The sequence below is a fragment of the Delftia sp. Lp-1 genome (assembly GCF_020523835.1).
In the GTDB taxonomy this organism is placed as follows: domain Bacteria; phylum Pseudomonadota; class Gammaproteobacteria; order Burkholderiales; family Burkholderiaceae_C; genus Comamonas; species Comamonas acidovorans.
The window spans coordinates 167,035-179,895 of sequence record NZ_JAJALJ010000001.1 but is presented as its reverse complement, the minus strand read 5'-3'; the positions used below and the strand labels follow the sequence as shown (position 1 = coordinate 179,895).

The 12,861-nt window shown below is 68.9% G+C and carries 10 protein-coding genes; 6 read left to right on the top strand and 4 right to left on the bottom strand.

All coding sequences use genetic code 11. The features are described 5' to 3' along the window. The first annotated feature begins 88 nt into the window (after nucleotides 1-88). Nucleotides 89-1,870, top strand: coding sequence for a methyl-accepting chemotaxis protein (locus tag LGR64_RS00730; protein ID WP_230354835.1), 1,782 nt, complete (start codon nucleotides 89-91; stop codon nucleotides 1,868-1,870). A gap of 59 nt (nucleotides 1,871-1,929) precedes the next feature. After that, nucleotides 1,930-3,078: a FecR family protein gene (locus tag LGR64_RS00725; protein WP_141835674.1), complete on the top strand. Its 1,149-nt coding sequence runs from the start codon at nucleotides 1,930-1,932 to the stop codon at nucleotides 3,076-3,078. Nucleotides 3,079-3,131: 53 nt separating this feature from the next. Here the strand turns inward: LGR64_RS00725 and LGR64_RS00720 are convergent, their stop codons facing one another. After that, complete coding sequence (locus LGR64_RS00720; protein ID WP_141835677.1) at nucleotides 3,132-3,842, bottom strand: LexA family protein; 711 nt, start codon at nucleotides 3,840-3,842, stop codon at nucleotides 3,132-3,134. 70 nt (nucleotides 3,843-3,912) lie between these two features. On the opposite strand from LGR64_RS00720, the gene LGR64_RS00715 reads away from it, so the two are divergent. From LGR64_RS00715 to LGR64_RS00705, 3 genes are all read left to right on the top strand, one after another. Then, a complete protein-coding gene (locus LGR64_RS00715) occupies nucleotides 3,913-4,617 on the top strand; it encodes a hypothetical protein (protein ID WP_230354834.1) in 705 nt (234 codons plus the stop codon). A 164-nt stretch (nucleotides 4,618-4,781) separates the two neighbouring features. Then, the gene (dsbG, locus tag LGR64_RS00710; RefSeq protein WP_328511955.1) at nucleotides 4,782-5,372 is read left to right on the top strand and encodes a thiol:disulfide interchange protein DsbG; all 591 of its coding nucleotides are present in this window, start codon (nucleotides 4,782-4,784) and stop codon (nucleotides 5,370-5,372) included. 58 nt (nucleotides 5,373-5,430) lie between these two features. Further along, the gene (locus LGR64_RS00705) at nucleotides 5,431-6,108 is read left to right on the top strand and encodes a glutathione S-transferase family protein (RefSeq protein ID WP_230354833.1); all 678 of its coding nucleotides are present in this window, start codon (nucleotides 5,431-5,433) and stop codon (nucleotides 6,106-6,108) included. Between the two features lie 24 nt (nucleotides 6,109-6,132). On the opposite strand, the gene LGR64_RS00700 is transcribed toward LGR64_RS00705, so the two are convergent. Genes LGR64_RS00700 through LGR64_RS00690 form a run of 3 tightly spaced genes read right to left on the bottom strand, consistent with a single transcriptional unit; the run spans nucleotide 6,133 to nucleotide 12,034 of the window. Then, nucleotides 6,133-7,617 carry an efflux transporter outer membrane subunit gene (locus LGR64_RS00700; protein ID WP_230354832.1) on the bottom strand — a complete coding sequence of 495 codons (1,485 nt, stop codon included), beginning with the start codon at nucleotides 7,615-7,617 and terminating at the stop codon, nucleotides 6,133-6,135. A gap of 5 nt (nucleotides 7,618-7,622) precedes the next feature. After that, nucleotides 7,623-10,778, bottom strand: a complete 3,156-nt coding sequence (locus LGR64_RS00695; protein WP_230354831.1) for a multidrug efflux RND transporter permease subunit — start codon at nucleotides 10,776-10,778, stop codon at nucleotides 7,623-7,625. A gap of 26 nt (nucleotides 10,779-10,804) precedes the next feature. Then, a complete protein-coding gene (locus LGR64_RS00690) occupies nucleotides 10,805-12,034 on the bottom strand; it encodes an efflux RND transporter periplasmic adaptor subunit (RefSeq protein ID WP_047327959.1) in 1,230 nt (409 codons plus the stop codon). Between the two features lie 136 nt (nucleotides 12,035-12,170). Between LGR64_RS00690 and LGR64_RS00685 the strand changes: the two genes are divergently transcribed. Further along, nucleotides 12,171-12,737 (top strand): TetR/AcrR family transcriptional regulator, encoded by a 567-nt coding sequence (locus LGR64_RS00685; RefSeq protein WP_013800498.1) that lies wholly within the window; start codon nucleotides 12,171-12,173, stop codon nucleotides 12,735-12,737. The last annotated feature ends 124 nt before the right edge of the window (nucleotides 12,738-12,861 follow it).

Here is a 12,861-nt window from a genome sequence, read left to right as displayed (position 1 = left end):
ATTTAACAATTTACTCTTAGGGTTTTATCAAATTAATCATTTATTTTTGATAAAAACTGATAGCCATCAAATTCTTCTGGAAAGCGCCATGAATCTCCGCTCCTGGACCGTCAAGACCAAGCTCTACGCCGCCTTCACCGCCCTGGCTTTACTGGTCGCACTGGTTTCCGTGTCTGCCCTTCATGCGCTGGACGGTTCCGACCGCAACCTGACCCAGTTCGTCGACGGCGTGAACGCCCGCGCCCATCTGGCCGAACAGGTGCGCGCGGCCGTGGACAGCCGCGCCATCGCGGCGCGCAATCTGGTGCTGGTGAACACGCCAGCCGATCTGGACATGGAAAAAACGGCCGTGTACGCCGCCCATGCCGCGGTCAAGTCCCACCTGGACCAGCTCAAGACCCTGGTGGCCGCGCCCGGGGTAGGCGAGGAGGCTCGCGCCCTGGTCGCCCGCATCGACCAGATAGAGCAGCGCTACGGCCCGGTGGCGCTGGACATCGTTTCGCTGGCGCTGCGCCAGCAAAGGGACGAGGCCATTGCCAAGATGAACAGCGAGTGCCGGCCGCTGCTGGCCCAGCTGATCGCGGCCACCGACGAGTACAGCCGGCTCACGCGCCAGCACGCCCAGGTCATGGTGGAGCAGGCCACGCAGTCCTATGTGCAGCAACGCAACATGCAGATCGGCGTGAGCGCGGTCGCCTTCGTGCTGGCGCTGCTCATGGGCCGGCTGATCGCACGCGGCCTGACACGCGCGCTGGGAGCCGAGCCTGCCCAGCTCGGTGAAGTCGCCCGCCAGATCGCCGATGGCAACCTCGACCCCGGACTGGTGCGCAGCGAAGCGCCCGCAGGCAGCGTGCAGGCCTCGCTCAACGCCATGCACCAGAGCCTGGCCAGCGTGGTCAGCGATGTGCGCAACAACGCCGACAGCGTGGCCGTGGCCAGCGAGCAGATCGCCAAGGGCAATGCCGACCTGAGCCGCCGCACCGAGCAACAGGCCAGCGCGCTGCAGGAAACCGCAGCCTCCATGGACGAGCTGTCTTCCACCGTGCAGCAGAACGCGGACAACGCGCGCCAGGTCAACCAGCTCGCGCGCGGCGCCAGCCAGGTGGCGGCCAAGGGCGGCACCGTGGTGCAGGAAGTAGTGGGCGCCATGCAGGACATCCATGCCAGCTCGCGCCAGATCGGCGACATCGTGGGCGTGATCGACTCCATCGCCTTCCAGACCAACATCCTGGCCCTGAACGCCGCCGTCGAGGCCGCACGCGCCGGCGAGCAGGGCAAGGGCTTTGCCGTGGTGGCCGCCGAAGTGCGCACCCTGGCCCAGCGCAGCGCGCAGGCCGCCCGCGAGATCAAGCAGCTCATCACTGACAGCGCCACGCGCGTCAGCCAGGGCACGGAGCTGGCCGACCAGGCCGGCACCACCATGGCCGAGGTGCTGCAATCCATACAGCGCGTGACCGACCTCATGGGCGAGATCAGCAATGCCAGCGACGAGCAAAGCGCCGGTGTGGCCCAGGTCGGGCAGGCCATGAGCCAGATGGACCAGGTCACGCAGCAAAACGCCGCCCTGGTGGAGGAAAGCGCGGCGGCGGCCTCCAGCCTCAAGTCCCAGGCCCAGCGCCTGGTGCAGGCCGTGGCCATCTTCCGCCTGGGCGACCAGGACGGCGCGGCACAGCAGCCGCGTTTGCAGGCGCCGCTGCCGGCGTCCGTGCCCACCCGCGCGGCCACGGCATCTGCGCTGGCCTCGGCCAAGCCTGCACGTGCACCTGCTTCTGCCCCCGTGCGGACGGCAACTGCTGCACGCACCTCGCCCCCTGCACACATCGCTGCGGCCAGCCCGCCTGCCGAATCGCAGGACTGGACCAGCTTCTGAGGCAAAGGGCCCTCGCGCATGCACCAGCATCAGCCATCTGCAGCCCGTGGGAGGTCAAGATGAGCCGCCGTCGCCCCCTCCCCTCCCGTTCTTCCACCGCCCCCCTGGACAAGGCTGCTCAGGTGCGTGAGCTCGATGAGTTCTTTCGCGGACACAACCCCATCGACGTGGCTGCGGCCGACTGGCACACGCGCATGGAGCAAGGCCTGACCGCCGAGGAAGAAGCCGAATTCACCGAATGGCTGGCAGCCAGCACGGCGCACGAGGCCGCCTTGCGCCACCTGGGCCAGAGCCTGGCGGCAGCGCGGTCCACTCCCCCCGAACAGGTGGCGCGCCTGCGCGCGGAGCAGGCACGCCGGCGCTCGCAGTCGGCGCCTCACGCACACCCGGAACCGGCCCCGCAGCGCCCGTCCTCCGAAGAGCGCCAAGGCTGGAGCTGGTCCCGCCTGCTGCCGCGCCCTGCCCTGGCGGCCCTGTGCTGCACGGTGGCCCTGGCCGTGGGCGTGGGCTGGTACCAGTGGCAGCAGCAGCCCACCTTCACCAGCAGCCACCTGACCCCACGCGGCCAGCCCAGGACCATCACCTTGCCGGATGGCACCGCACTGTCCCTGGATGCCGATACCCAGGCGCAGGTAACTCTGTACCGCGACCGGCGCGAGGTGCGCATCACGCAAGGGCAGATCCTGTTTGCCGTGGCGCTCGACAGCGCCAGGCCCTTTCATGTGCTGGCCGGCCCGGCGCGCGTCACCGTGGGCGGCACGCGGTTTTCCGTGCGCTATCGCGCCACGGGCATGGAGGCGGGCAGCGCCCAGGTGGCCGTGCAGGAAGGCCATGTGCGCGTGGCCGGTGCGCAAGGCACTGCAGCCGCTGGTGCCGCGCCCGCCGCCCTGGTCGCGGGCCAGGCCCTGAGCGTGTCGCCTGCAGGCGTGCTCGGTCCGGTGTCGGCTGTGGCGCCCGGCAGCATTGCGCTGTGGCGCAAGGGACTGATCCGCTTCGAGAACACGCCCCTGGCCGACGCCCTGGCCGAGCTGGAGCGCTACGGGCCGACCGGCCTGGTGGTGCACGACCCGGCCGTGGCGGCCCTGCGCATTGGCGGCACCTACCAGACCAATCGCCCCGCCGAGTTCGCACGCATGCTGGCCCAGATCCTGCCTGTCACTCTGGTGGCCGGGCCTGATGGCCAGACCGAGATTGCCGCTGCGCCTTGAGCACGGAGGCGGGGCGCCGGGGCCGCGCGGCGGTTGATCGAACAGCTCGGTCGTCAGCTTCCCCGCAGCCGGCGCCGGTGTTCGATCACCGTGCCCAGCAGAACCAGTCGGTTCCTGTCGCTGCGCAGCACGGCATGGTCTTCGTTGAGCGGTACCAGATCAAAGACCTCGGTGCCGTCCTCTCCCACTCCGCGCACGCGGTACTTTCTGAGCAGCACCTGCCGCTTGCCATTCCTGGCCAGCACATGGTCGCCGGGCCGGGGGCTGGCCTGGGGATCGATCAGCACGCGGTCGCCCTCGCGCAATTCGGGCGACATGGCATCGCCCTCCAGCGCAAGAAAAAACGCACCGGGCGATGCGTTGTCCTTGCCGAATTCGATGTCCAGGGTTTCAGCGGGATCGGGAAATGCGCCGTCATCTGCCAGGGATGCAGCCTGGGCATGCGAGAGAACGGGATATTGGCGCAATCCTTTGGGAAACTCGGGCAGATTGGTGCCGGGCGTGTCCCCCTCTGGAAGCAGGGGCGGCAAATCGGAAACCATCTTCACCAGCCTGGGACTGATTTCGAAAAGCGAAACCTTCAAGCCCTTGGCATACGCAATGCCCGCCTCCAGGCTGATGGGCCGGTTGCCGCTTTGGTGCTGGGAGACCATGGAGGAGCCGCCAGGAATGCCTGCCTTCTCTGCGAACTCGGCCTTGCTTTTCACAGTAGAGAGCAGGCGCTTGAGGTTCGCCGCCTCTTGCTCGGTGGTCCAAACTTTCATGTAGCGATGCTAATAATCGAAACCATTAGCAATGCTTTTCATTTCTTGATAGCTATGCTAAATTTTTCCCATGAAAAATGCAGCCAGCAAAACCCTGTTCCACCGTTTCATCCCCGGCCTGCGCTTCCACTCGTTCTGGTACTACCAGGCACGCGGCTCCACGGGCAGGGTGCGCTGGGCGCGGCTGCCCATGGTCTCCGACGCCTGTGTGCAGGCCGATCCCCATGGCGCATGGTGGTGTGCGCAGCGGTGCGCCGCCGTTTTGGCGCAGCGGCCATGGCGGCTCATGCAACTGCCGCCCGGCCTGCCTGCGCAGCCGAATGCCCGCCAGATGGCGCATGTCCTGCAGCAATGGCTGCCGGGCTGGAGCGCTGCGCCGGCCAGCGTGCAGGTCTGTGCCCACGCGCTTGAGAACGGCGGCAGTGCGCTGCTGCAGCTGCATGTCCGGGCCAGGAGCGCGCCCAGCATTCTTTGGGCATGGGTGGTTGGGGTGGAGGTCCAGGCGCGCCAATCCCTTCAGGAGCTGGCGCCTGCGCCAGGCAGCCTGCAAGCCGGGCACCTGTCCCCGCGAGCCCTGCTGATTGTTCCCTTCGGCCAGGACATGCCCTGGGCCACCGGCCATACCGCCCGGGTTCGCCTGCATGCACGGGGACCTCAACCGCACGGGCCGCATGAAGTGGTGGCGCAGGACGGCTGCTGGTTTGAAGACAGTGGCCTGGATGCCGTGTTGCTGAAGCCGGTCTTGCGCGTTCAGGATGAGCGCGTATCCCTGTGAAGGGCCAGATGGGGCCAGATGGCGCAAGCGATTTCCTATAACGATGGAACGCGGCGCATGCACTCCGACTCACACCGTTCGCCGCTGTTGCCACAGCACCAGGCGCTGCACCCTTGCCGCGCAGCGCCGCACCCTCATTCATTCAACCGTTTCAAGGAGTTCCCATGCATCTTCAACGCACCGTCCTTTTTGCAGGCATGGCTGCCAGCCTCTTTCTGGCGGCGGGATGGGCCATGGCCGCAGAAGGTCCTGCCACCGCCCAGGCGCCCCAGGCCGCCAAGCCGGCGGGCGACACCGTGCAGGCGCAGCTGGAGACCTCCACCTGGGTGCCCGACGGCAAGGCCGATGCGCCGCGCGTGATCTATACCTTCACCGACCCCAACTGCAAGTACTGCCACAAGTTCTGGGAGGCCGCGCGTCCCTGGGTGGATGCGGGCAAGGTGCAGCTGCGCCACATCCTGGTGGGCGTGATCCGGGACGACAGCCCGGCCAAGGCCGCCGCCATCCTGCAGGCCCCGGACCGCGCGGCCGCACTGATGGAGCACGAGAAGAAGTCCGCCCAGGGCGGCATAGCGCCCGCCTTCAGCGTCAGCCCCGACGTGCGCAAGACGCTGGAGGCCCACCGCAAGCTGATGATGTCCCTGGGGTTCCGTGGCACGCCGGGCATCGTGGTGATCGATAGCCAGGGCGGCACCAAGAGCTATGGCGGCATGCCGCGCGATGCCGCCTTGCCCGAGGTGTTCGGGGCGCTGTGACCGGGCGGCCGTGAACGGGACGCCAGGTGGTGCCCACACCTCGGCAGCCACGAGTAGCATGGCCGGCAGGATCACCACTGCGGAGAACGCCACCATGCTCAAGCTCTATGGTTTTTCCAGGGTCAATGCCGGCGCACGCGGCCGCACGCGCGATCTGCGCGTGCTGTGGGCACTCGAAGAGATGCAGCTGCCCTTCGAGATCGCGGGCATGGACCATCCCGCGCATGACCTGAACACCGAGGCCTACCGCCGGCTCAGCCCCTTCGAGCAGATTCCGGCGCTGGACGATGACGGGCAGGTGATTTCGGAGTCGGCCGCCATCGTGCTGCATCTGGCCAGGAAGTGCGGCCGGCTGATGCCCTCCGATGCAACCGGCGAAGCCCAGGTGCTGCGCTGGTGCTTTGCAGCCATGAACACGGTAGAGCCCCCGCTGCTCAGCCTGATGGTGCTGGACTGGACGGCCGATGGCAGCTGCGGCAAGCACCGCGAATTCCTGGTGGGCTGGGCGCATCGCATGCTGGGCAACCTGGAGCGCTGGCTGGACGGGCGCCGCTTCATTGCCACCGACGAATTCACGGTGGCCGACATCCTGATGGCGCATGTGCTCGCCTGCATCCCGGACAGCACGCTGACCGCGCCCTGCCCCGCCGTGGAGGCCTACCGCGACAGATGCCTGGCCCGGCCCGCCTGGCAGCGGACCCTGGCGGCCTACAACGCGCGGGTGGAGGCGGCGTAGCCGGGGCTCAGGGCTGCTCGGTGCTCAGGGCTGCTGGACGGCCGCTACAGGCTGGGGCTGCGGTGGTGGTGGCGGCGGCGGCGCAGTCCAGCTGCCGCCCAGCACGCGGAACAGCTGGGCCAGTGCCAACTGCCGCTGGGTCACGGTATCGATGTAGGCGCTTTCATTGGCGAAGGCGTTGCGCTGTGCGTCCAGGTAGCGCAGATGGTCGTCCACCCCCGCCTGGTAACGGGCCTGCGCCAGCCGCAGGCTTTCGCGGCTGCTGTCGCGCAGCGCCAGGTGCGCGGCTTCCTCGCGGCGCAGCGTGTCGGTGGCGGCAAGGGCATCGGCCACTTCGCGGAAGGCGGTCTGGATGGCCTGCTCGTAGGCGGCCACGGCCATGTCCTTGCGCAGCACGGCCAGGTCGAGGTTGGCGCGGTTGCGCCCCCCATCGAAGAGGGGCAGCGTGACCTGGGGAGTGAACGACCAGGCGCGCTGGCCCGAGCGGAACAGGTCGGACAGATCGGCGCTGGACGATCCCAGGAACCCGGTGAGCGAGATGCGCGGGAAGAAGGCCGCGCGCGCCGCACCAATGTCCGCGCTGCGCGCGCGCAGCCGGTGCTCGGCCGCCTGGATGTCCGGGCGGTGGATGAGCAGTTCGGAAGGCGTGCCGGCCGACAGGTCCTGCAGCAGCATGGGCACATCGGATGGTTGGGACGGTTGGGACGACTGTGCGGACAGGTACGGCGCCAGATCCTCCACGCCCGTCAGCAGCAGCAGGGCGTTGCCGGCCTGGCGCAGCTCGCGTTCGCTGCGCTCCACGTCGGCGCGGGCCTGGGCGGCCAGGCCCAGGGCGTCCTGGTGATCCAGAGCCGTGGCCGTGCCCGCATTGCGCCGCTGCGCGGTCAGGCGCAGCGAGGATTCACGGCTTTGCAGCGTGTGCTGCGCCAGTTGCAGCCGGCGCAGGGCCCCGTCGCGGGACAGGTAGGCCTGCACCACTTCGGCACCCAGGCTGATGCGGGCGGCGCGCGCGGCCTCTTCGGTGGCCAGGTACTCGCCCAGGGCGGCTTCGGACAGGTTGCGCACGCGGCCGAACAGGTCCAGTTCGAAGGCGGCCAGCCCCAGGCCGGCCTGCCAGTTGCCCTGCACCTGCGGCTGGCCCGTGGCATTCATGTCGCCCGGCAGGCGCTGGCGCGTGCCGCCGCCCTGCAGGCCCACGCCCGGCAGGCGGTCGGCGCGCTGCACCTGGTACAGGGCGCGTGCCGCCTCCACGTTGAGCAGGGTCTGGCGCAGGTCGCGGTTGTGGGCCTGGGCCAGGTCCACCAGCTGGCGCAGCTGGCGGTCGGCGATGAAGCTGTTCCAGTCCAGCGCGGCCGCCGACGAGGACAGCACGGGCGCCGCATCCTGCTGCGGCCACTGCGTGGGAATGGGCGCCTGCGGACGCTGGTGGGCCGGGGCGAGGGAGCAGCCCGCCAGCACCAGGCTAGCGGCCAGCGCACACAGGGCGCGTGGGAAGAAGTGCATGGACATGGCGCTTACTCGATGGAGGTTGCCGGGGCCTGCAGGGCAGGCGGGGCGCCGGCCGGCGCCTTGCGCCGGAACAGGGACAGCACCCAGACGAAGAAGACGGGAACGAAGACCACCCCCAGCAGCGTGGCCGACAGCATGCCGCCGATCACGCCGAAGCCGATGGCGGCCTGGCTGGAGGCGCCCGCGCCCGAGGCCAGCGCCAGCGGCACCACGCCCAGAATGAAGGCCAGCGAGGTCATGACGATGGGCCGAAAGCGCAGCCGCGCCGCCTGCAGCGCGGCCTGCGCCAGGCTGTGCCCCTGCGCATGCAGGTCCCTGGCGAACTCCACGATCAGGATGGCGTTCTTGGCCGCCAGGCCGATGATGGTGATCAGGCCCACCTTGAAGTACACGTCGTTGGACAGGCCCACGGCCGAGGTGGCCAGCACCGATCCCAGCGCGCCGATGGGCACGATCAGCATCACGGCGGCGGGAATGCTCCAGCTCTCGTACAGGGCCACCAGCAGCAGGAACACCACCACGATGGCCAGTGCGAACAGCTTGGGCGCCTGGGCACCGGCGGCTTTCTCCTGGAAGGACAGGGCCGTCCACTCGTAGCCTATGCCGCGCGGCATCTCGGCAATGATGCGTTCCAGCTCGGCCATGGCCTCGCCCGTGGTGTGGCCGGGCTTGGCGTCGCCCGAGATGCGGAAGGCGGGATAGCCGTTGTAGCGCGAGATCTGCACCGGCCCGCTTTCCCAGCGCACCGAGGCAAAGGCCGACAGCGGCACCTGCTGCCCGCCGGCGTTGGGCACGTGCAGGCGCAGGATGTCCTCGGGCCGCGCGCGGGCCTGCGCATCGGCCTGCACCACCACGCGCTGCAGGCGGCCCGCGTTGGGAAACTCGTTGATCACGGCCGAGCCGTAGGCCGTGGACAGGGCCGTGTTGATGGCGCTGAAATCCACGCCCTGGGCCTGCGCCTTGCGCCGGTCGATGTCCAGCCGCAGCTGGGGCGCATCCTCCAGGTTTTCCATCATGGCGTAGGCAATGATGGGCGAGGCATTGGCCTTGGCCAGCAGCTGGTCGCGCGCGGCGATCAGCGCCTCGCGGCCCAGGTTGGCGCGGTCCTGCAGGCGCAGCGCAAAGCCGCCGGAGTTTCCCAGGCCGTCGATGGGCGGCGGGTCCACGGCCATGACGGTGCCGTCGGACAGGCGGGCAAAGCGCTGGTTGAAGGCCTGCACCTCGTCCCACGACGCCTGCCCGGCGCCGCGCACCGACCAGTCCTTGAGCGTGACGAAGGCCAGGGCCGCGTTCTGCCCCATGCCCGAGAAGCTGTAGCCCATCAGGAACTCGGCCTGGGCCGTGGCGGGGCGGCCCTGGATGTAGTCCTCCATGTCCTTGACCATGGCCTTGGTGCGCTCCGTGGTGGCGCCCGGCGGCAGCTGCACGCCGACGATGTAGTAGCCCATGTCCTCGTAGGGCACGAAGGATTCGGGCATGCGCGTGTACGCCACGCCCAGCCCGGCCACGATGGCGGCATACACCAGCATGCAGCGCCCGGCGCGGCGCACCAGCCGCTGGTTGAGAAGGTCGAAGCGCTCGGTCAGCGCCGCGAAGCGACGGTTGAACCAGCCGAAGAAGCCCTTGCGCTCGGCGTGGTGGCCCTTGGCAACGGGCTTGAGCAGCGTGGCGCACAGCGCCGGCGTGAAGGTCAGCGCCAGAAGGCCCGAGAACAGGATGGACACGGCCAGCGACAGCGAGAACTGCCGGTAGATCACGCCCACCGAGCCGCTCATGAAGGCCAGCGGCAGGAACACCGCCACCAGCACCAGGGTGATGCCGACGATGGCGCCCGAGACCTGCTGCATGGCCTTGACCGTGGCGGCCAGCGGGGACAGCCCCTCCTCGGCCATGAGGCGCTCCACGTTCTCCACCACCACGATGGCGTCGTCCACCAGGATGCCGATGGCCAGCACCATGCCGAACATGGTCATCATGTTCACCGAAAAGCCCAGCGCATACATCACGCCCAGGGTGCCGGCCAGGCACACGGGCACGACGATGGTGGGAATCAGCGTGTAGCGCAGGTTCTGCAGGAACAGCCACATCACCAGGAACACCAGCGCCACGGCCTCCACCAGGGTCTGGATGACCTTGCCGATGGCCACTTCCACGAAGCGCGAGGTGTCATAGGGCACGGCGTACTGGATGCCGGCAGGGAAGTTCTGCGACAGCTCGGCCAGGCGCGCCTTGACGGCCTTGGCGGTCTGCATGGCGTTGGCGCCGGGCGCCAGCTGCACGGCGGCGGCCACGCCCTGGCGGCCGTCCTCGCGCGAGGAAAAGCTGTAGTCCAGCTGGCCGACCTCCAGCCGCGCCACATCGGCCAGGCGCACGGCCGAGCCATCGGCCCTGGCACGCAGCACGATCTGTCCGAACTCCTCGGGCGAGGCCAGCGTACCCTTGACGGCAATGGTGGCGCTCAGCTCCTGGCCGGGCCCTGCGGGCGAGGCGCCAAAGCTGCCGGCCGGCACCTGCGCGTTCTGGGCGGCGATGGCCGCGTTCACGTCCGCCACCGACAGGCCGTAGCCCAGCAGCTTGTTCGGATCGACCCAGACGCGCATGGCCACATCGGCCGCGAAGAACTGCACCTTGCCCACGCCGGGCACGCGGCGGATCTCGTTGTTGATGTTGCGCACGGCGTAGTCGGACAGGGCCACCTCGCTGTTGCTGCTGCCGCCGCTGCCGTCCTTGTAGGTCAGCGAGTAGATCATCAGGAAGTTGGCGCTGGCCTGCTCGACCTGCAGGCCCATCTGCATCACGGACGCGGGCAGGCGCGCCTCGGCCTTCTTGATGCGGTTTTGCACCTCCACCTGGGCCAGCGCGGGCTCGGTGCCCGGGGCGAAGGTGGCCGTGATCTCGGCCAGGCCCGTGGAGCCGCTGGAGGAGTCGAAGTACAGCAGTCCCTTGGTGCCGTTGAGCTCCTCCTCGATGACGCTGGTCACCGACTCCATCACCGTGGTGGCGGAGGCGCCCGGATAGTTGGCGGTGATCGAGATCTGCGGCGGCGCCACGTTGGGAAACTGGGAGACGGGCAGCGCCGGTATGGCCAGCAGCCCGGCGAGCATGATGAAGATGGCCACCACCCAGGCGAAGTTGGGGCGGTTGATGAAGAACTTGGACATGGTCTATTCCTTGGGCACGCGCCGGCTCAGTCGCTGGACGTGGCGGAGCTGCCGGAGGCGCTGAAGGTGCCGGACAGCCCCGCCGTAGGGGAGGCCGCGGCATCGGAAAGGGCCGTGACCTGAACCCGCGCCCCGGGCTGCAGGCCCGCCATGCGGCCCACCACCACGCGCTCGCCGCCCTTGAGGCCTGCGCTGATCTGCCACTGCGCGCCATGCATGGCCGCGGTCTGCACGGGGCGCATCTGCAGCGTGTCCTGGCCGTCCACCACCAGCACGTGGGCCTGCCCGTCGGTGCTGCGCTGCACGGCCCGCTGCGGCACCAGGATGGCGGCAGGGTCCACGCCCTGGCCCACGGTCACGCGCACATACATGCCGGGCAGCAGCATGCCGTCGCGGTTGTCGAAGCGCCCGCGCAGCGCCATCTGGCCCGTGCCGCGGTCCACCGTCACATCCGAGAACAGCAGCCGCCCCGTGCGCTGCAGGCCCGTGCCGTCCACCTTCAGGGAGACCGGCGTGCCGTCCTTGCCCGCTGTCTGTGCCAGGCGGCCCTCGGCCAGGGCCGCGCGCAGGCGCTGGGCTTCGGCCACGGGCTGCTGGAAGTCGGCATAGACCGGGTCGAGCTGCTGGACCAGCGCCATGGGCGTGGCCTCGCCCTGGCCCACCAGGGCGCCCTCGGTGACCAGCGCACGGCCGATGCGGCCCGCGATCGGCGCCCTGACCGTGGCGTATTCCAGGTTCAAGGCGGCCGCCTGCACCTCGGCCTGGGCGGACTGCCGCGCGGCCTGGGCCGCCTGCAGGCGGGCCTGCATGGCCTCGAAGTCCTGGCGGCTGACCGCCTCCTGCGCCACCAACGGCGCGTTGCGGCCGACGACGGCACGCGCATCGAGCAGGGCCGCCTCGGCGCTGGCCAGCTGGCCCTGGGCGCGGGACAGGGCGGCGCGCAGGGGCGCCGGGTCGATCTGGAACAGCACCTGGCCGGCCCGGACGTCGGCGCCTTCCTCGAAATGGCGGCGCAGCACGATGCCGGCCACCCGCGCACGCACCTCAGCCACGCGCACGGGCTCGATACGGCCCGGCAGCTCGCTGGACAGGGCCAGCGGCGCGGGCTGCACGGTGACGGCCTGCACCACGGGCAGCGCGTCACCCGCTGCGGCCGGAGCCTCGTTGCGGCCGCAGCCCGCTGCCAGGGCGGCCAGGGCGGCCAGCACCAGGGCCGCCAGCGGCAGGCCACGTCGCTTGTTCAGACGCATGCTCATGTTCACAACCTGATTGATTCGATACGAAGGCCGAGATGGTACATATTCGAATCAAATGAGTCAACATCGATTCATTTGATGCTTTTAAACATCAGCAGATAAAATCCCCGAACTTTTCAAGGAGGCATGACAAGCGATGACGAGCACCAAGCAAGAGGACGAAGGCAAGCTGCTGGGCGCACTGGCACTGGCGCTGCTGGACGATCCCAAGGCCAATCTGCAGGAGCTGGCACGCGCCATCGGCATCAGCAAGGCCACGCTCTACCGCTTCTGCCCCACGCGCGACCAGCTCATCGACCGGCTCATCGGGCATGCGGCCGACACCCTGTCGCGCGCCATGCACGCGGCCGAGCTGGAGCGCCACGCGCCGCTGGAGGCGCTGCGCCGCCTCACCGCCCACTGCCAGGACCACCAGACGCTGCTGCTGTTCCTGATGTATTTCTGGCGCTCCGACATCTCGGTGGTCGGCCAGATAGAGAGCGAATGGGTGGCGGCCATGGATGCCTTTTTCCTGCGCGGCCAGCAGGCCGGCGTGTTCCGCATCGACATCACGGCAGCGGCGATGACCGAGCTGTGGCTTTCCATGGCCGTGGGCCTGCTGGATGCGGAACGGCGCGGCCGTGTTGCGCGGGCCAGCGTGGCAGCCGTGATGGAGCAGGCCTTCCTGCACGGCGCCCTGCAGCCCGGCGCACCGGCCGCGTAGCACGCCGGGCGCCGACGGGGGAAACCGAGGTGATGAATGATGGTCATGCACTGCTTTCAATCGATGAAGGCAGCCATGGAATGGATTCGCATCAATGAACTAAAATTTTTCTAGTTCAAAAATC